The following is a 19763-nucleotide window of genomic DNA, read 5'->3' on the forward strand; positions in this document are numbered from 1 at the left end:
GATGCTGACCTATTCCTGGTCGCAGTTGGCGGTCTTATGCGGGGGACGTCTGGCGGGGGCGGGCGCGGAAAACCCGCGCCGGGTGGTGATCGATTCCCGGGCCGTTCAGCCGGGGGACCTCTTCGTTGCGCTCCAGGGCGAGCGGCGGGACGGCCATGAATTTCTGAAGGACGTCGCCGCCGCCGGCGCGGCCGGCGCCCTGGTGAGCCGCGAGGTCGGAGATTTGCCGGCCACCTTCGGCCAAATCAGGGTGGAGGAAACCTTGGCCGGTTTTCAACGTTTGGCCCGGGCCCATCGGGAAAAAATGAATGTCCGCGTGGTCGGGATCACGGGCTCCAACGGGAAGACGACGACCAAGGAGATGCTGGCGCATCTTTTTCGGGAGAGCGGGCGGACGGTTTTGGCCACCCGGGGCAACCTGAACAGTCAGGTGGGCCTGCCCTTGATGCTCTTGGAGTTGGATTCCTCCCACAGCCACGCGGTTTTTGAAATGGGCGCGTCGGGCCCGGGCGACCTCGCCCGTTTGGCGGAATTGGCGCGGCCCCACATCGGCGTGGTCACGGGCATCGGGAAGGCCCATCTGGAAACTTTCGGTTCCTTGGACGGCGTTCTGGCGGCCAAGTGGGAACTGGTGGAAGGATTGGGCAAGGACGGAATCGCCTTTTTGAACGCCGACGATCCGCGCCTCCTCTCCCGCCGAGCCACGGCCCAGTGTCCCGTCGTCACTTTCGGGCGGTCGGCCCAGGCCGATGTCCGGGCCGAAAACCTCCGAGTGGATCCGAACACGGCCTTCGACCTGACCGTGGGGGGCGCGCGGGTCCCGGTCCATTTGCCCGTGACGGGCCTCTTCAATGTCACGAACGCTCTCGCCGCGGCCGCGGTGGCTCTCTGGGAACGGATCCTTCTCCCGGAGGTGGCGCGCGGACTGGGCGGTTTTGCTCCGCCGGCCCAGCGGATGCAGATGCGGCGCCGCATCGACGGGTCTCTGTTCTTGATCGACGCCTACAATGCCAACCCCGACTCCATGGCGGCGAGCCTGGCCAGTTTCGCCCAGGCCTTCCCACATTGGCCCCGGGTGGCGGTTTTGGGTAGCATGCTGGAACTGGGCGCCTCGGCGGAACCGGAACATCGGGAATTGGGCCGAACGCTCGCGGGCTCCCGTTTAGATAAAATCCTTTTCGTCGGTCCGGAGGGGCCTTGGGTGCGAGAGGGGTATGAGGCGGCGGGGGGAAAAGGGTTTTTCAAGGCGGGGGAAGATCGCGAAGAGATCCGGCGAGAACTTTCCAAAGTCATCACCCCCGACTCGGTGGTCCTGTTTAAAGCGTCGCGGGGGGTTCGTCTGGAAGACATCTATGAGCCGTTCTTGGTTCCGGGAGAGGGTGGAATTCAACCCGGTAGGGTTCATGGCGGCTGAGTTTCGAAGTCGGTCTATTTAAGGAGGTCGCATGCTCTATTTTCTTTCCACCTGGCGGGACCTCTACTCCCCGCTAAACGTTTTTCAATACATAACCTTCCGGTCCGGCGGAGCTTTCCTGACGGCCCTGGGGTTGTGTCTTCTGTTCGGGGGCCCGCTGATCGGTTATCTCCGACGGTTGAAGATGGAGCAGTTCATTCGGGAATACGGGCCCCAGTCCCACCTCAAGAAAGCGGGAACGCCGACCATGGGCGGTCTCCTGATCCTGGGGGCCATCCTCGTGGCCACTCTCCTCTGGGCACGGCCGGACAACCGTTTCGTCCTCCTCGTCTTGGCCAGTCTCCTCTACCTGGGGGTGATCGGGTTCATTGATGACTACCGTAAATGGTTAAGCAAACATCCCGCCGGCGGGCTTTCGGAAAACGTCAAGATGGCCTCCCAGGTGTTGCTGGGCCTCGCCATCGGGTGCTATTTTTATTTCGATCCCCCGAACGGGGCTTTCGCCCAGAGGATTTCCATCCCCTATCTGAAAGGCGTTTCGATTAACCTCGGCGGTCTCTCCGTGGCGCTCTCTCTCATGGTCCTGGTGGGATCGTCGAACGCCGTCAACCTGACCGACGGATTGGACGGACTGGCGCCCGGCACCCTGCTCGTGAGCGCCCTGTCGTTCAGTCTGTTTTCCTATTTGGCGGGCAACGCCAAATTGGCGGACTATTTGAGGTTGGTTCATGTGCCCGGCGCGGGAGAACTGACCGTGTTTCTGGCGGCCATGGGCGGGGCCTGTCTGGGGTTCCTTTGGTTCAACGCCCCGCCGGCCGAAGTGTTCATGGGGGACACGGGGTCGCTTCCGCTTGGGGGAGCGTTGGGGGTGGTCGCGCTGAGCGTGAAACAGGAACTCCTCTTGGTGATCATCGGTGGAATCTTTGTCCTGGAGGCCCTTTCCGTTTTGCTTCAAGTGGGATCGGTTCGGTTGCGGAAAGGGCGGCGGATTTTTCGCATGGCGCCCTTGCATCACCATTTCGAAGTCGGGGGGATGCCCGAAACCAAAGTCACGATTCGCTTCTGGATCGTGGCCATGGTTCTGTCGTTGGTGGCCCTCACGTCGTTAAAGATCCGATAACGTGTTTCCGCTGACCCAACATCCTCTCCTCCGCGGTTGGTGGGCGGGTCGGCGCGTCCTCATCCTGGGCCTCGGAAAATCGGGGTTGGCCGCCGCTTCCCTCCTGTCCAAATTGGGTTCCCGCGTGGCCGTGTCGGAAAAAAAATCGGAGACGGAAAGCCGGGCGTGGATCCGGGATTTGCCCCCCGGGGTGGAAATTGAAACCGGGGCCCATGGGTTTCTGAACCGGTCCTGGGATCTGGTGGTCGTCAGCCCGGGGTTCCCTCGTCGGTCTGGTCGTCGGCGCGCCAAAGGGGCCTCACGGTTTGGGGGGAAATGGAACTGGGATATCGGGTCTTGTCTCTGGCGGGCCGATGGCCGGCGTGGTCCGCCGCCGTCACGGGGACCAACGGAAAGACGACGACCACGGCGTTGTTGGGGGCGATCTTTCGCGCTTCCGGCCGTTCGACGGTGGTGGCGGGGAACATCGGCACGCCCCTTTGCGCCGTAGCCGAGCGACTGACGGAGGCGAGCGCCCTGGCGCTGGAGGTTTCCAGCTACCAGTTGGAAACGGCCGAGGCGTTTCGGCCGGCCGTCGGCACCGTTCTGAACGTGACGCCGGACCATTTGGCCCGTCATGGAACCCTCGAAGCCTACGCCCGGGCCAAGTTCCGACTTTTTCAATCCCAGGGGCCCCGCGACATGGCCGTCCTGAACGCCGGCGACCGTTGGTGTCGGCTCCTCTCCTCGTCGGCTCCGGGACAGGTGGTTTGGTTTGGGGAGAAACGTCCGGGGCCGGGTTTGGAATGGGACGGCCATTACCTGCGTGGACTTTCCGGCCGGTGGGCGGCCCCACGGCACCTTCCCGGGCGGCACAACATCGACAACGCGTTGGCGGCCGTGGCCTGCGCGCGAGCGTTGGGTGTTCCCACGGACGCCATCGCTCAGGGTTTGGCCCGATTCCGCGGCGTCGAGCATCGGCTGGAAATCGTCCGCACCTGGAGGGGAATCCGTTTCGTGAACGATTCCAAAGCCACCAATGTGGATTCCACCCGGGTCGCGCTGGAAGCTCTTTCCGGTCCCCTCACCGTGATCCTGGGCGGAGAGGACAAGGGCGCGCCCTACGGTCCGCTGATCCCACTGCTCCGAAAAAAGGCCCGCGAAGTCCTTTTGATCGGAGAAGCCTCCTCCGTGATTGAGCGCCAGCTGGGTGGGAGCGCGCCTTTGGTCCGTTGCGGAACGCTCGACCGGGCCCTGTCCCACGTCGCGCGGACGGCTCGTTCGGGAGAAGACGTCCTCCTCTCGCCGGCCTGCGCCTCCTTTGATCAATTTGATAACTTCGAACATCGCGGGCGGCGGTTCAAAGAGCTCGTGGCCGCCCTCTGATGGCTTCCCTCGATAAAACCCGGCGGCCTCCCGACCTGGGCCTTTTGCTTATCACGGCCACTCTGGTGGTGTTCGGCTGGCTCGTGCTCTATTCCGCCAGCGCGCTCGTGGCCGAGAGCCGTTTCGGGGACCAATATTATTTTTTAAAGCGACAGGTCCTGTGGAGCGTCTTGGGGGCGGTGGCGCTGGGGGTCTCCATGCGGTTCCCGCTTCGCTGGGTTCAAGCGGGAGCCCGGCCGCTCTTGGTGGGGACGGTGATCCTTCTCGTCTTGGTCTTGCTCGCCGGGCACGAAGTGGGCGGCGCCAAACGCTGGCTCCGCATCGGAGGTTTTGGGTTCCAACCGTCGGAAATCGCCAAGCTTGCGGTCATCCTCGCCTTGGCGGACTACCTGGACCGCAAGCAGAGCCGCCTGAGCCGGTTTTTGGGAGGATACGTTCCCGCCCTCCTGGTGACGGGCGTGGTCCTCGGTCTTATCGTTCTGGAACGCGATCTCGGGACGCCTCTGCTCATCGGCTCCGTGGCCTTGGGCATGATTTTTCTCGCGGGGGCGCGTCCGGCCCACCTGGCCGCCACCGCGCTGGCCGCCCTCCCCGTCCTTTACGGGGCCGTTTTCCACGTGGCCTATCGTCGCCAGCGTCTCTTGGCCTTCATGGATCCCTGGAAGAACGCCCAGGGGACCGGCTATCAATTGGTCCAATCTCTCCTGGCGATCGGGTCCGGGGGAGTGTGGGGTAAAGGCGTGGGGGAATCCACCATCAAGATGTACTATATGCCGGAGTCCCAAACCGATTTCATCTTTCCGATCTTTGGGGAAGAATTCGGTTTCGTCGGCACGTCGCTCCTGACGGCGGGCTACTTCTACTTGAGCTTTGCCTGTTTTCGAATCGCTTTTCGCGCGGTGCATTGGTTCCATGCGCTTCTGGCCGGGGGGGTGGGCCTGATGTTGGGGGGACAGGTGCTGGTCAATTTGGGCGTCGTGACCGGGCTCCTCCCGACCAAGGGGATTCCGCTCCCGTTTCTTTCCTTCGGCGGTTCCTCGGCCTTGGTCCTTCTGACGGCCATCGGCCTGGTCTTGAACGTTTCCCGCCAGTGCGGGACGCCGGTGATCCTGGCGGGCCCGTCCCGACGGAGAGCCTGACTTTTTCCATGCGCGTTCTGATCGCGGCGGGGGGAACGGGGGGCCATCTTTTGCCGGGATTGGCGGTGGCCAAGGCGCTTCGCGAGCGGAATCACCGGGTTCATTTTGTCGTCAAGAAAGACCGGGATTCCCAGTCCTTCCTGGCCCGGGAGGGTTTTCCTTCCTCGGCCTTCCACTTCGAGGGCTTTCCGCGGACTTTGTCGCCGCGGGCGGCTCTTTTCCCTTTCGCGGCCGGGGCGGCTTTGCTGGCGGCGCGCCGGATCGTGAGGCGGGAGGCGCCGGACGTTTTTCTCGGAATGGGAGGGTATCTTTCCGTTCCGGCGGGCCTCGCGGCGGTTCTCCGCCGAGTGCCCATGGTCCTGCATGAGCAGAACACCCACGCAGGACTGGCCAATCGATTCCTTTCCCGTTGGGCGCGGACCGTCGGTCTCAGTTTCGATCCGACCACGGGCCTCTCCCCTCGCGTCGGCCGCACGGTTTGGACGGGCCTTCCTCTCCGCCCCGACTTGGAGCCGCGGGACCCGGCGGAGGCCCGCCGCTCTTTGGGGCTGGATCCCAACGCTTTTACCCTGCTCGTGTTCGGGGGAAGCCAGGGCGCCCGGGCTTTGAACGCGGGAATTCTGGACGCCATCCCCCGACTGGCCCGGGAGCGGCCCGATTGGCAGTTCATCCATCTCACGGGGGCCGCCGACGAAGAGAAAGCCCGAACGGTGTACGCGGGGACTTCGCGGAGGGCCTTCGTTCGCGCCTATTTTGCCGATATGGCGGCGGCCTATTCGGCGGCGGATTTCGTTGTGGCGAGGGCGGGGGCCAACACCGTCATGGAGCTTTCTCTGATGGGTCGGGCCGCCCTTCTGGTCCCGTTCCCCCACGCCACGGACGATCACCAGCGGTCCAACGCCCGTTTCCTTGAAAAAACGGGCCAAGCCCGCGTTCTTTTGGAGAGGGAGATGGACGTGGGAAAATTGACGGAACTTTTAGGGTCTTTGCCGGAGCGGGAAATCCTTCGTCGTGAAACAAAAGAGCGGTTGTCCCGCGTTCCTCCGGAAATGCGGACGGCCGCCGGGCGATTGGCCGATTGGGTGGTGGAGGGGGGAGAATGAAACGAGCTCAAAAAAATATTCTGGTGGTAAACGATGACGGGATTTACGGCGAGGGCCTGAAACCCCTGGCCAAGGCCCTGGGGGTCCTGGGGCGGGTGACGATCGTGGTTCCGGAACGGGAACGATCCGCGGCCAGCCATGCCATCACTCTGCACAAACCGATCCGGGTTCGGAAGCTGGAAGAAAACCTCTACATCATGAACGGAACCCCCGCGGACTGCACGCGGTTCGGGGTCATCGCGATGTTGAAGGAACGGGCGGACCTGGTGGTCTCCGGCATCAACCACGGGGCCAACCTGGGGGCGGACACCATGTATTCCGGAACCGTGGGCGCCGCCAAGGAAGCCTGCATGCTGGGCATCCCCGCGCTGGCGGTGTCGGTCGCGACGAAGGAAGAAAATCCTCACTTCGCCACCGCCACCCGGTTCAGCGTTTTTTTGGCTCGGCAGTTGTTGGCTCGTTCCATCCCGAAGAACACCTGCCTGAACGTGAACGTGCCCAACCGATCCTGGGGAAATATCCAGGGGGTCGCCGTCACCACCTTGGGGAAGCGAATTTATGGCCGGGCCCTGTCCCCCCGGGTGGACCCGCGGGGGCTGACCTATTACTGGATGGCCGGGGCCGTGCCCCGGGGGGTCGGCGAACCCGGTTCCGACATCGCCGCCATCGAGGAAGGGAAAATCTCCGTCACGCCCCTCAAACTCTATTTGACCGATGAGGTCTTTCTTCCGGACCTCCGACGATGGAAATGGCCGAAGTGATCGGGCGTTTCCCCCGTGGACCGTTTCGAAATCGTTTCCAGTTTTAAACCCGCCGGGGACCAGCCCGACGCGATTCGCCAGCTGACCGAGGGCCTGAGGGCGGGCCTGCCGCACCAGGTCCTCCTGGGCGTCACGGGGAGCGGGAAGACCTTCACTGCGGCCAACGTCATCGCCCAGGTCAACCGCCCGACCCTGGTCATCTCTCCCAACAAAATATTGGCCGCCCAGCTCTACTCGGAGCTGAAGGCCTTCTTCCCCAAAAACGCCGTGGAATACTTCATCTCCTACTACGATTACTACCAGCCGGAGGCCTACGTCCCCTCGAGCGACACCTACATCGAGAAGGACTCGTCCATCAACGACGAGATCGACCGTTTGCGGTTAAAGGCCACCTCCTCGCTCCTCGAACGGCGGGACGTGGTGGTGGTGGCCTCGGTGTCGTGCATCTACGGGTTGGGGAGCCCCCGCGAGTACAAAGAAATGTGCGTTTCCCTGGAGCGGGGCGCGCCCAAAAACCGGGAAGACCTCCTTCGCGAACTGGTCGACATCCAATACGAGAGGAACGAAATCTCATTCGTTCGGGGGAAATTTCGGGTCAAAGGCGACGTCGTCGATATTTTTCCCGCTTACCTTGAAACGGCTCTCCGGGTCGAACTGGACGGCGATCGGGTCTCCCGTTTGAGGGAGATCGATCCCCTCACGGGACGCACGATCCAGGAAAAGGACCGAACGTTCATTTACCCCGCCAAACATTTCGTGACGACGTCCGATATCATTGAACGCGCGCTCGGGGACATTCGAGCCGAACTCGCCGAGCGTCTGGGGGTCCTCCGGGGCCAGAATAAATTGTTGGAAGCCCAACGCCTGGAACAGCGAACGCGTTTCGACATGGAAATGATGAAAGAGCTGGGGTTTTGCCACGGCATCGAAAACTATTCCCGCCATTTGTCCGGCCGCCCGGCGGGGGAACGCCCGGCTTGCCTCTTCGATTATTTCCCGAAAGATTTTTTGTTGGTCGTGGACGAATCCCACGTCACCGTGCCGCAGATCGGCGGGATGTTCGAGGGCGACCGTTCCCGGAAACAGACCTTGGCCGACTACGGGTTCCGTCTCCCCTCCGCGCTGGACAACCGGCCGCTGAAGTTTCCCGAGTTCGAGGCGCTGGTTCCCCAGGCGATTTATGTGTCCGCCACCCCGGCCCCTACGAGTTGGGCAAGACCGGGGGGGCGGTGGTGGAACAGGTGATTCGGCCCACGGGTCTGGTGGATCCCGAGGTGGTGCTCCGTCCTTCCCTGGGCCAGGTGGAGGACCTGGTGGCGCGGATCCAGGAGCGCGTGGGAAACCAAGAGCGGGCGTTAGTGACCACGCTCACCAAAAAAATGGCGGAGGACCTGGCGACGTATTTGGGCGGCCGGGGACTTCGGGTCCGTTACCTCCATTCAGACATCGAAACGCTTAAACGGGTGGAAATCTTAAAGGATCTGCGGAAGGGGACTTTTGATGTTCTCGTCGGGATCAACCTCTTACGGGAAGGTCTCGACCTCCCGGAGGTCTCGCTCGTGGCGGTTTTGGACGCCGACAAGGAGGGTTTCCTGCGTTCGGAGACGACGCTCATTCAAGTCTGCGGCCGGGCGGCCCGGAACGTCCATGGCCAAGTGGTATTTTATGCCGACCGGGTGACGGGATCCATGCGCCGGGCCATGGACGAAATGGACCGCCGGCGAAAAAAGCAGGAGGAGTTCAATCGCCGCCACCATGTGACGCCTAAAACCATCCTCTCGGCCATACACGATCTGGAGGAATTCCAGCTGAAGGCCAAGGTCGAAGGGCTCCCTCTGCTCTTTCGCGAGGCCGGGGAGCGTTATTTGTCCGGGAAAGACCTGCCGGGCCTCGTCCGGAGTCTCGAAACCCAAATGAAAGAAGCTGCCGACGCCTTGGATTTCGAACTGGCCGCTTTATTTCGGGACAAGCTCTTGGAAATCAAGGACATGCGTTCCGGAATTCAGACCCCGGGGAAGAAAAAGAAAAGGTGATCGGTTGTCGCCCTTCCGTAAGGAGGGGGAGGTTCCTCCCTCACCCTCCCCTTGGGAAGGGGAGGGGATTCAAAAAAATCAGGCGAAACCGGATTGTTGGGAGGGGGTCAGGACGGTATGGAAACCGTCTGAGGGCCGGGCGCGGGTGGGGTTTCCACGGGGTTGTCAGCGAAGCGTTCCATGACTTCGACTATTTTGGGGAAGATGTTTCGGAAGGCCTCAACGAGTTGGGGATCGAAATGCTTTCCGGCCCCTTCGTCGATGATTTTGGTCGTGTCGTCCAAAGAAAAAGCCGGTTTGTAACAGCGGCGGGACGTGAGGGCGTCAAAGACGTCGGCCAGGGCCACGATGCGCGCCTCCAACGGGATCGCTTCACCCGAAATTCCCAAAGGATAGCCGGTTCCGTCCCACTTTTCGTGGTGGCCACGGGCGACGCGTTCCGACATCCGGAGAAGTTCATTTTCGGAGTTGGCCAGGATATCGCCGCCGAAGAGAGGGTGCCGGCGCATGTCCACCCATTCTTCTTCAGTCAGTCGTCCGGGCTTTTTTAGAATAGCGTCGGGGACCCCCAGCTTCCCGATGTCGTGCATGGGGCTGGCCAGGGCCAGGCGGGCGCACCAATCTTCCGGCATCCCCCGTTCTTCGGCGATCAGCGCGGCGTAGCGGCTGACACGTTCCAGGTGATTGCGGGTGTCGTGGTCTTTGAATTCGGCCGCCGCAGCCAAACGAAAAATCGTGTCTTTGTAGGCGGCCTGAAGTTCATCATAAAGCTGGGCGTTCTCCACGGCCGCGGCCGCTTGTTCGGCGAAGAGGACCAGCATTTTCTCATCGTCCGGGAGAAACGATCCCCCCGTCTTGTTCAACACCTGCAGGGCGCCCAGGACATCCCCTTGGGTTTTAATAAGGGGGGCGGTCAGCAAGGTTTGGGTGCGAAACCCGGTCGTTCGGTCGACGTCGGGGTTGAATCGGTCATCGGCGTAGGCGTCGGTGATGTTGATCACCCGGCGATGGGAGATGGTTTCCCCCACGATCCCGCGGTGGGCGGGGACGCGGATCGTCCGTTCTCCGGTGGCGACCCTCGACCAAAGCTCGTTATTTTTTTTATCCAATAGGAAAACCGTGCACCGTTCCGCTTGAAGGATTTCCCGCGCGGCCTCCACCACCAAACTCAGGAGAGATTCCAGGTCTTTCCGGAGCGACATGCGGCGCGTGTAGTCGAGCAGGAGGTTCAGCCGACGGCGCCACTCGCTCAATTCCTCCATTTCCACTTTCGCGTCGTTCCGCTCCTCCGGCAAGGGGTCCGGCGGGAACGGCCGAGGGGCGGGGGCGGGGTGCATGGCTCTAAGCCTACCAGAGGTTTCTGCAAATTTCCAGGGGGGGCCTACGACCCCATGGCGCGGGGCCTTTGACAGGCTCGGCGTGCAGAGCTAGAATGGTCCTATGAATTTCCGACGAGAAGCGCGGCGGGCCCTGGCCGAAGACCGAGCCCGGCGGGACGTCACCTCAAAAGGGTTCGTTCCCCCCGACGCCCGGGGCCGGGCCCGGGTGGTGGTGAAGGAGGCGGGGGTCCTCGCGGGGGGGCCCGTGGCCCTCGCTGTTTTTCGTGAGATGCACCCGACCGTTCGCGCCCGGTCCTTGGCGCCGGACGGGAGCGAGGTCTCGGTCGGCCAAGCGGTGCTGGAGGCTAGCGGCCCGCTCCGCGCGCTTCTCTCGGCGGAACGCTCCGCCCTCAATTTCTTGACGCACCTGTCCGGCGTCGCGACCTTGACCCGTCGTTTCGTCCAAGCGGCCGGGCCCCAAGGGCCGGCGATTCTCGAAACGCGGAAGACCTTGCCCGGCCTGCGGGATCTGGAAAAATACGCGGTGCGAATGGGGGGCGGCCAAAACCATCGCCGCGACCTTTCGGACATGGTTCTGATCAAAGAAAACCACCTCGAATTTTTCAAAGGCCCTTCCGGCCGCGCGGACCTCGTTCGCCGGGTTCGCCGGGCGAGGGGTTCCGGCGGCGCGGGTAAAAATCGGTCCCGTCGTCTGGTGGAAATGGAATGTCGGAACCGGGACGAAGTCCGGTGGGCTTTAGAGGCGGGCGCCGATCTTTTGCTCCTGGACAACATTCCCCTCCGGGACCTTCCGGCTTTTGTTCGTTGGGTGAGAGCCGAAGCCGCCCGTCATCCCGGCGCGCCCCCTCTTCTGGAAGTTTCCGGAGGCGTGACGCTGGCGGCCATTCCACGTTTGGCCCGGACGGGGGTGGACCGTGTTTCCGTGGGTCGGCTCACCCATTCCGCTCCCGCCCTGGACATGAGCTTGGACGTGGAGGTTCAATGAGAACCGATTCCCTTCTTGCGCGCCTGCGGGCGGCCGACGGACCGCTTTCCGGGAGCGCCCTGGCCGACTCGCTCGGAGTGACGCGGGCCGCCGTCCATAAACGGATCGAAAAGCTTCGGGTTTCGGGACACCGTATTTCGGGGACCCACCGGGTGGGCTACCGGTGGTCCGGGTCCACGGGTCGCCTGGACGCCTCCGTGTTGCAGGGGCCCCTGGCGCGAGACGTGATTCATCGCCGAGTCCTCGCTTCCACTCAGGACACGGCCAAGGCCGGCGCCGTCCGCGGCGCGGCCGAAGGGACCCTCGTCATCGCCGACCGGCAAACCGCCGGTCGGGGCCGGATGGGGCGCCGCTGGTCTTCACCGGCGGGGGGTCTCTGGTTTTCGCTCGTTCTTCGCCCTGCGGTTCGCCCGGACCGCGTTCCGCCTCTCCCTTTGGTGGCCGCCTTGTCGTGGGTGGAGGTCTTGCGGGCGCGGGGCGTACCCGCTGGCGTCAAGTGGCCCAACGACGTTTGGGCCGACGGAAAAAAAATAGCCGGATTCTTGACCGAAATGTCCGCCGAGACCGACCGCGTGCAGTGGGTGGTCCTCGGCGCGGGGGTGAATGTCAACAACCGGCCTCCCTCTTCTCTTCCCGGAGGCCTGCCGGTTCCCGCGGGGGCGGTCGCCCAGTGGACGGGGCCGGTGGTCCTTGAAGAACTGTTGGGAGATTGGTTGTCCCGCTTTTCCCGGTCCTACTCCCGGTTCGTCCGTGCGGGATTCTCTCCATTTCGGCCGGCGTTCGAACGATGGTCGGTGCTCCAGGGCGAGCGGGTGTTCTTTGAGGGGCCTTCGGGCCGGTGCGAGGGCCGCGTGATTGGGATCGACCGGGAAGGCCGGTTGCGACTGACCTCGGCGCGGGGGGAAACGACCTGTGGGGCGGGCGAGGTTTCCTTGATTCGCCCCGAACAGAGGCATGGCCGACCGAGGTCTTTCCCATGAGTTCTTCCGTTCCGCTCCGCCTTCTGATCGCCGACCAAGATCCGGCTTTTGTGAAACTCTTCGCCCGGCGCATGGCGGAACTGACGGCCTGGACGGTCACCGTTGAATCCTGTGGGGCTGGAGCCGAACTTTTGCAACGCATTTACGCCGAACCCTTCGATCTGGTGTTTATGGACCTGGGGCTGACCGACATCGGCGGTTTGGATTTGTTGGCCCGGCTCGCTCGGACCTCCTTGCCCCTGCCGGTGGTGGCCCTGTCCTCGGAAAACGAGGCCCGTCCTGCGGTGGAGGCGATGAAGCGGGGCGTTTTGGACCATGTGATGAAGGAGGACTTCGCCACCATGGACCTCGGGGGTTTTCTGGGGCGGCTCACCGAGACGTTTCGACTGAAACGGGAGAACGCCGAACTCCATCAAATCGGCCAGATGAAAAACGATTTCCTCGCCACCATCTCCCATGAGCTTCGCACGCCGCTCACTTCCATCCTGGGACTGAGCGAATTGCTTATGGCCGGACGGATGGGGCCGGTGGCGGACAAACAGGCTGATGGCCTGCGGAAAGTGATCGAACAATCTCAGAACCTTGCGCGCCTGATCAATCAACTCTTGGACGTGCAAGACACGATGTTGGAGCGGGCGCAGGGGGATTTCCGGCCTGTGTCTCTCACGGAAATCGTTGATCGCCACGTCACCTCTCTCCGTCCGTTGTTCGAGAAAAAGGGGATCCAGCTGGCGCTCTTCCTTCCCGGCGAACCGTTTTTTGTCCATGGGCACGGGGAATCTCTGGGGAAAGTCATGGAGCAACTTCTCTTGAACGCCCTGAAATTCACGCCGTCCGGAGGAGGTGTGACGGTTTCCCTTCAGGGCATGCCTCCCCAAGGGGCGCTCCTCTCCGTCCAGGACACCGGCCAAGGAATTCCGAAAGAGGCCTTGGGGTTCGTGTTCCAAAAATTTTTTCATGCCGACCCCAGCCTCACCCGGACCACCGGGGGTTTGGGTCTCGGGTTGGCCTATTGCCAGCATGTCGTGGAAAGCCACGGCGGTCGGATCTGGGTGGAATCGGCGGGTTCCGGGCAGGGGACGTGCGTTCATATCTCGTTGGCGTGTCTGGCCAGGAAAGGTTTTCCCCCTCCGGTGCCCGCGCGGGATCATCAATTGGTTCTGTGGGTCGACGACAACCCCAACATGCTCGAATTGATGGAGGTGGGGTTCGCTTCCCTGCCGGAAACGGTCCACCTGGTGACGCGTCAAAGCGGCCAGGCGGCCCTTGAAGAAGCCCGCGCCCGGCCCCCGGACCTGATCGTCCTGGACCTCATGATGCCGGACATGAACGGCTTGGAAGTGTTGAGCCACCTCAAGGCCGACCCCGCGACCGCCCGGATTCCCGTTTTCGTCGTCACGGGTTACCGCGAGGCGGCTCAGGAGGCCGTGGCCCAGGGCGCGGTCGACTCTTTCCTGAAACCCTTCCGCATCCCGGAAATATTGGAAAAAATCCGAGAAATCCTTCGCCTCCCGTCGTCCGCCCAGAAGTTGTAGAATCGCTCTCATTCGATTCTCCTGCGAGAGGGGTGCCCTTTGCCGAAACGCCAGCGTTCCACCGAACCCGTCCGCCTCGCCGTCATCGGCGGGAGCGGGCTTTACGATGTCCCCGGAATTGAAGACGTCCAAGAAATCCGGGTCAAAACGCCCTTTGGGGACCCCTCCGACGTTTTCGTGGTGGGCCGGCTGGCCGGGGTTCGTTGCGCCTTCCTTCCCCGCCACGGCCGCGGCCACCGGCACCTCCCGACCGAGGTCCCCTCGCGCGCCAATATTTACGCTTTGAAATCCCTAGGCGTCGAACGCGTCATCGGCGTCGGCGCCGTGGGGAGCCTGAAGGAGGAACTGGCGCCGCGGCATTTCGTCGTTCCCGATCAGGTGTTTGACCGCACCAAGCTTCGGTCGACGACGTTTTTCGGCGACGGGATCGTGGCTCACATCGGAGTGGACCAGCCCTTCTGTTCGTCTCTCAGCGGGGTCCTGGCTCAGGTGGCCGGGGAACTCGGGGTCACCGTTCATGGGGGCGGCCAGGACGTCTGCATCGAAGGCCCCAGTTTTTCGACCAAAGCGGAATCCCAGGTGAACCGCGCCCACGGTTTTTCGGTGGTCGGCATGACGCTGGTCCCGGAATACAAACTGGCTCGGGAAGCCGAGATGTGTTACGCCACCGTTTCTCTCGTGACCGATTACGACGTCTGGAAAGAGGGGGAGGAAGTGTCCGTCGAAAAGGTCGTGGCGACCATGCAGGCCAACGTGGCCCACGTGAAGGACCTCCTCCGGGTTCTCTTGCCGCGATTGACGGGCCCCCGGACGTGCGCCTGCGGCACGGCTCTCCGGAACGCCGTCTTCACCGACCTGAAGGCGATGAAGCCTTCCACGCGGCGAAAACTCGATCTTCTTTTGCGCGGGCGCGTTCCACCGATCCCCTAGTCCCCGGCCATGCTGAAGGATTTCCACCAATTCTTTCCGCTGTTTTCCAACGTCGTCATGCCGGTCATCGCCGGGCTGATCTTTTTCGCCATGGCGAAATACGTCAAACGGATCGGTCCCCTGCGGACCTTGATCGCGGGCGAGCTGACGTACAAAGGGGCCTACCTGGGGTTCTTTTTCCTCGGCCTTTACCTGGCCACGCGCCCTGTCCAGATTCTTTTTCCTCATCCTTGGCCGCTTATCGTTAACAATCTCCGGGAATTCTGCATGATCGGGGTTTTTGGCCCGGCAGTGTTCCTCGCGATCCTGAGCCTGGTTTTCGGCCACGACAATATCCCCAGCCGACTGGTGTGGGGCATGGGAATTTTCGGCTTCGTCCTGGCGCTGGTGTTCGTGATCGCGAACACCTTCGCCATTGGGGGATCGGAACCGATTTTCCATGTGGGCCGGCTGACGGCCTATGACGGCCTGTGGTTCAAGAACCCCGACCTGGGACGGCGGGCGCTCATGCCCATCCTTTTCGTGGTGCGCGTTTTAGATCCGATTCTTTTGGTGTTGGCGGCCGGCACGATCGTTTTTTGGCACGCCGCCACTTACCCGGTGGAAAAAAAGATGTTGTACGACAACATGCCGGTGAAACTCTATTTCCTGGGGTTTGCCTGCTTCGCCTTCGCGCTTTCCATGCTGTCGGTGGGCCTTTTGTTCGTCTTCGCCCGGATCCCGAATCAGTGGTGGATCTATTATCTGGGCGCCCTGGCCTCCGGATTTTTGGAAACCCTCTCTTTGGCTCTCCCCATGAAAAAACACGTGCAGGTGAGCGAGCACCAATGACCTCCCGCTGGGTGGAGCGGCCGGTTCGCCGGCGGCGGGTGTACCGCGGCCGGGCGGTGGACTTTTGGGCAGACACGGTTCGTTTGCCCTCCGGCGGCACCTCCGTGCGGGAATATCTGGGCCATCCGGGAGCCGTGGCCGTGGTGGCCATCGCGGGGGGAACCGCCAGGGACCCCGACATCCTGTTCGTTCGTCAGTACCGCTACCCGGTCAAAGAGGTCACCTTGGAACTCCCCGCCGGGAAACTGGACCCCGGGGAATCCCCGAGGGTTTGCGTTCGACGGGAGTTGGAGGAGGAAACCGGTTTTCGGGCCCGATCGGTGAGTCGAATGCTGTCCTACTGGCCCACGCCCGCCTTCGCCGATGAGGTGATCCATTTGTTTCTGGCTAGGGGCCTCTCCCCGGGCCGTTTTTCCCCGGACGAGGACGAATTCATTGAACCGGTCCGACTGCCATTGAGCCGCGCCCTGGAGCTGGCCCGCCGGGGCCGCCTCAAAGATTCGAAAACGCTTATCGGCCTCCTGGCTTTCGACCGGGTTCTCCGAAAGCGGTGATTTCGGGATGGGACGCCGCACCGTGGTCCTGGTGTTCGTCCTTCTCCCCGCCCTCCTCCGCGCTACGATCCTCATCAACGAAATCGCTTTCGACGAACCGTCGGGGTCTCCCGATTGGGTGGAACTTTTCAACGCGGGACCCGGGGCCCAGTCCGTGGACCGCTGGACCTTGACGGACTTGGACACCGCGGCGGGAAAAGAAATATACCTCGCGTTCCCAACGCCGATTCCCGAGGGCTCGTTTTTGGTGGTCTTCGTGGACGCCGTGGGGCCCGCCGATTCGGATTTCTCGGATGGGACCGGTTCGGTTTACAGCGGGACGGCGACGACGGTGGATTTGAACGCGACGGAAGACGAACTCGCGCTGTTCAACGGCCCGACGGTGTCCACCGGAACCCTGGCTGATTTTATGGCTTGGGTGACGGTGCTCCCCTACGATGGGGAGACCAACGGGGATCAAACCTTCGCCGTGGCCGCCGGGGTTTGGACCCTGGGCGACGTCTTTTCCCTTTCCGATTCCGGCGGTGGTTACAGCATCGGTCGAGGGCGGGATGGGGTCGACGCCGACCGTTCCTCCGATTTCCGGTTTTTTCAGCGGCCCACCCGAGGCCTCTCGAACACCCCTCCCCCCTCGCCGTATCCGTCCGCGTTGACCGTCGATCCCGCCCGCCGCGCGTTTTCACCCTTCGATCCCGACCCTTGGTTCCAAACGACGCGTTTTTATTTTAACTCGAACGCCGAGGCGATGAAAACGATTCGCGTCTTGGATGTTCGAGGCCGCGCGGTGAGGACCCTCGTGGAAGGCGACCGGGAGGTTGGGGGGGCGGATTTTTCGGGGACGGCGAGCGGAAGCGTTCCCTGGGATGGGCGGGATGACGCCGGAACCGTCGTCCCTCTCGGCCTCTACCTGGCCACCCTGGAGGCGGCCGATCCTGGGTCGGGGGAAACCCAGCGGGCCCGGGCTTCGGTGGCGGTGGGGAGACCCTGAGTGCGCCGGAACCGGGCGGCGGGAAGCCGGTTCCGTTCCCTCTGGGCGGGGAGCGTCCTCTTCCATGTTTGCGTGGGCCTCCGTCTCTTTGCCGCTTTCGAAGGAAAACCCTTTTCGGCCCGTTCGGCCGCGCTGGGGGAATCCCTCGTGGGCGCCACCGTCGGTTTGGACGCGGCCCACGAGAACCCGGCCTCGCTCGCTTTCTCCGAGCGCTCCGGCGTCTCGTTCGCGCACGCGCGCTTGTTTGGCGAAAACGATCTGCCGATGAATTCCATCGGCGGGGTTTTTAGGACCGAACATCGGGGAGGCTTTGGGGGGTTCCTGACGGACTTCGGGTCGTCCCTTTATCGGGAAAGAGAAATGGGGCTCTCTTGGGGGGGACGGCTGGCGGACCGGGCGGGCCTGGGCGTGACGTTGAAACGGCAAGATCTCACGATGGACCGTTACGGAGGCTTTGGGGCTTATCAGGTGGACGTGGGGGTCTTCGGCCGTCTCCTTCCCGTTTTGTCCGCAGGAATAACCGTCAAAAATCTGACGCAGTCCCCTTTAGGAGGCACACCCGAGGCGCCTCCGGCTATTTTTTCCGCGGGGGCCTCGCTGGATCTGTTGGCCCGGGGATCCACCTCCCTGGCCGTCGTTCAGGAGTCGAGCGGGCGAGTTTCCTGGCGGGCGGGGCAAGAGGCCTGGCTCCACCCGGCTTTCGCGCTTCGGGCCGGTTTTGAAACCGGGCCCAATCGATTCGCCTTGGGGATGGGTTTTCTCCGTCCGCTCTTCGCCCTCGACTACGCTTTCCTCACCCATTCCACCCTGCCGGACCAACATCAGTTTACGTTTTCTTTTTTCTTTCGAGGTTCGTGATCCCTCGGCCAGTTCCGACGGCGGCCGTTCTTCTTTGTTTCCTCGGTTCCGTGGGCCGGGGAGAAGAGGACGCCGTGAGCCACCTGGAACGGCGCACCGAAGACGGAGAGGACCCGGAGACGGCGCCTGGGCTTGGGTTCTCCGGAGAGGTTCGGGTTCGCGCCCGGGAGGTGCTTCCCCCGGGATCCACCTACGACGCCGCGCCGCCGGAACTCCAACACAATGTCTATTTTTACCAGCGGACCCGGTTGGCCCTGGGACGCGTGGGCGCCGGATGGCTGGCCAAGCGGGCCAGTGTGGGCCCCGCTCTTTCTATGGAAAATTTAAACCGTTACGGGATTTTAAAAGGGGCCGTGGAACTTCGGGACTGGGGTCCCGTCGCGCGGGCCGTGGCCGGAAACTTCACGATGGCTTTGGGCCAAGGCCTCCTGTTCTATGACGGGTTCGGGGAATTCGTTCGTCCGGTCCAGGTCAAAGACAAGGGGCCCCGCCCCGACTATACCACCAGCGCCAACGACCATCTCCGGGGGGCGGCGGCGCGGGTCCACCTCGGCCCTTTGGGGGTGGACCTGTTCACTTCCGAAAAACCCCTGGATTTCCCGCTCAACCCGGACGGAAGCGTGAACGCCAACCTCGACACCCTACACGAGGGAACGGGCGACGTCCAGACCGCCGAAGCCCTCGAGAACAACAACAGCGTCTCCGAACAGCTGGCGGGGGGGCGGCTGGCTTGGCGGTGCGGGGTCCTCCAGGGCGGCCTGTCCGGATTCGGCCTCCGGTTCAGCCGCCCTTTCAATCCGGTGGACGACCAATTCGCCGATGCCCGGGCCTTTCGCGGCGACGGCTTGACTCTGGTGGGCGGGGACGTGGAAGCGGCCATCCAGGAATGGCGGTTCGTTTTTGAGGCCGCCCGTTCCCGCTCCTCCGGCCCCGGCATGGTCAAGCCCGGCGGGCCGGCGTGGACAGGGTCCGCTCTTTGGGGGGCGGGGCGCTCCCACTTCTGGCTGGGGCTCTTCGACTACGATCCGGATTTCATTTCTCCCCATGGAAAAGGATTGGCCTTCGGCGTTTCCGGCGGGCCCGAAAACCTTCCCCGTAACCAGAACGGCGGTGTGCTGGGAGGAGAATGGGTCGTCGGGTTCTGGGCGGGACGGGTCAACGCGACCTTCGCCCGGTTCCCGGAGGCTGTGGGTGACGGCACCAACACGGGGCCCATCGCTCCATCCCAGGCCCGCTACCTTTTGGCGGACCAGCGCTGGGCCGCTGGAAAAGATCTCGAACTTCGACTTATGTTTCAGGAGCGGTTGGAAGACAAAAATCTCCCGGACCCGGTTTCGGGGTTTCCTCGCCAGGTCGCCGAACGGACGCAGAAATGGAGGGGCGCCGTGGCCTGGGACCCGACGCCCGGGGTTCGCTGGACGCTTCGTCACGACCTCCGTCTGGAGCGGACCCCCGCCTTTGGGGTAAGCCAGTCGGGGCGAATGTGGGTGGCCGACGCCGCGTTCGCCCCGCATCCGGGAACGCGGATCAAAGTCCGGACCTATTTTTTCAACTCTCCCGAGGCCTACCTCACGACGGGACCCGAGGAAATTTGGGACGGCGTGGTTTACGACCGCTTGGCGGGAAACCAGGGAAACCTTCGCGGGTCGCCGGGGACGAGGACTTATGTGATCTTTGGACAGAACATCGGTCTCTCGCGCCTCTGGGGAAAATTCGAAATCACCAGCCGTCCGGAACAGGCGGAGGGACGATCGTCGAATCCGGCCCCGGCCCGGCGGGCGTGGCACGTTCAATGGGATGGACGTTGGGGCCCGAAATTATAGAATG

The 19763-nt window shown here is 63.0% G+C and carries 16 protein-coding genes and 1 pseudogene; 16 read left to right on the plus strand and 1 reads right to left on the minus strand.

Annotation, left to right across the window (positions count from 1 at the left end; translation table 11 throughout):
- Position 1 precedes the first annotated feature (1 nt).
- From IPP35_11545 to uvrB, 7 genes and pseudogenes are all read left to right on the plus strand, one after another.
- Entirely contained in the window at positions 2-1414 is a 1413-nt protein-coding gene (locus IPP35_11545; protein MBL0059710.1) for a UDP-N-acetylmuramoyl-tripeptide--D-alanyl-D-alanine ligase, read from the plus strand.
- Positions 1415-1445: 31 nt separating this feature from the next.
- Positions 1446-2534 (plus strand): phospho-N-acetylmuramoyl-pentapeptide-transferase, encoded by a 1089-nt coding sequence (locus IPP35_11550; GenBank protein ID MBL0059711.1) that lies wholly within the window; start codon positions 1446-1448, stop codon positions 2532-2534.
- A gap of 231 nt (positions 2535-2765) precedes the next feature.
- Positions 2766-3899, plus strand: a complete 1134-nt coding sequence (gene murD / locus IPP35_11555; GenBank protein MBL0059712.1) for a UDP-N-acetylmuramoyl-L-alanine--D-glutamate ligase — start codon at positions 2766-2768, stop codon at positions 3897-3899.
- Positions 3899-5038, plus strand: a complete 1140-nt coding sequence (gene ftsW, locus IPP35_11560; GenBank protein ID MBL0059713.1) for a putative lipid II flippase FtsW — start codon at positions 3899-3901, stop codon at positions 5036-5038. Before murD ends, ftsW begins: the two co-directional genes overlap by 1 nt.
- 8 nt (positions 5039-5046) lie before the next feature.
- The gene (gene murG / locus IPP35_11565) at positions 5047-6141 is read left to right on the plus strand and encodes an undecaprenyldiphospho-muramoylpentapeptide beta-N-acetylglucosaminyltransferase (protein ID MBL0059714.1); all 1095 of its coding nucleotides are present in this window, start codon (positions 5047-5049) and stop codon (positions 6139-6141) included.
- On the plus strand, positions 6138-6902 hold the full coding sequence (gene surE, locus IPP35_11570; protein ID MBL0059715.1) for a 5'/3'-nucleotidase SurE: 765 nt from the start codon (positions 6138-6140) through the stop codon (positions 6900-6902). Before murG ends, surE begins: the two co-directional genes overlap by 4 nt.
- A 15-nt stretch (positions 6903-6917) precedes the next feature.
- Positions 6918-8935, plus strand: a pseudogene (uvrB, locus tag IPP35_11575) (excinuclease ABC subunit UvrB).
- Between the two features lie 107 nt (positions 8936-9042).
- On the opposite strand, the gene IPP35_11580 reads toward uvrB, so the two are convergent.
- The gene (locus tag IPP35_11580) at positions 9043-10272 is read right to left on the minus strand and encodes a GAF domain-containing protein (protein MBL0059716.1); all 1230 of its coding nucleotides are present in this window, start codon (positions 10270-10272) and stop codon (positions 9043-9045) included.
- A gap of 103 nt (positions 10273-10375) precedes the next feature.
- Here IPP35_11580 and nadC point away from each other — a divergent pair, with 103 nt between their 5' ends.
- From nadC to IPP35_11625, 9 genes are all read left to right on the plus strand, one after another.
- Positions 10376-11260, plus strand: a complete 885-nt coding sequence (gene nadC, locus IPP35_11585; protein ID MBL0059717.1) for a carboxylating nicotinate-nucleotide diphosphorylase — start codon at positions 10376-10378, stop codon at positions 11258-11260.
- The gene (locus IPP35_11590; protein ID MBL0059718.1) at positions 11257-12240 is read left to right on the plus strand and encodes a biotin--[acetyl-CoA-carboxylase] ligase; all 984 of its coding nucleotides are present in this window, start codon (positions 11257-11259) and stop codon (positions 12238-12240) included. Before nadC ends, IPP35_11590 begins: the two co-directional genes overlap by 4 nt.
- Positions 12237-13775, plus strand: a complete 1539-nt coding sequence (locus tag IPP35_11595) for a response regulator (GenBank protein ID MBL0059719.1) — start codon at positions 12237-12239, stop codon at positions 13773-13775. Before IPP35_11590 ends, IPP35_11595 begins: the two co-directional genes overlap by 4 nt.
- Before the next feature lie 39 nt (positions 13776-13814).
- Positions 13815-14705, plus strand: a complete 891-nt coding sequence (gene mtnP, locus IPP35_11600; GenBank protein MBL0059720.1) for an S-methyl-5'-thioadenosine phosphorylase — start codon at positions 13815-13817, stop codon at positions 14703-14705.
- Positions 14706-14714: 9 nt separating this feature from the next.
- Positions 14715-15536, plus strand: coding sequence for a hypothetical protein (locus IPP35_11605; protein ID MBL0059721.1), 822 nt, complete (start codon positions 14715-14717; stop codon positions 15534-15536).
- Entirely contained in the window at positions 15533-16090 is a 558-nt protein-coding gene (locus IPP35_11610; GenBank protein ID MBL0059722.1) for an NUDIX hydrolase, read from the plus strand. The genes IPP35_11605 and IPP35_11610 overlap by 4 nt, the downstream gene beginning before the upstream one ends.
- A 7-nt stretch (positions 16091-16097) precedes the next feature.
- A complete protein-coding gene (locus tag IPP35_11615; protein MBL0059723.1) occupies positions 16098-17078 on the plus strand; it encodes a lamin tail domain-containing protein in 981 nt (326 codons plus the stop codon).
- On the plus strand, positions 17079-17936 hold the full coding sequence (locus tag IPP35_11620; protein MBL0059724.1) for a hypothetical protein: 858 nt from the start codon (positions 17079-17081) through the stop codon (positions 17934-17936).
- A gap of 74 nt (positions 17937-18010) precedes the next feature.
- Entirely contained in the window at positions 18011-19759 is a 1749-nt protein-coding gene (locus tag IPP35_11625; GenBank protein MBL0059725.1) for a hypothetical protein, read from the plus strand.
- Positions 19760-19763: the final 4 nt, after the last annotated feature.

The sequence above is a fragment of the Elusimicrobiota bacterium genome, assembly GCA_016721625.1.
Taxonomy (GTDB): Bacteria; Elusimicrobiota; Elusimicrobia; order FEN-1173; family FEN-1173; genus JADKHR01.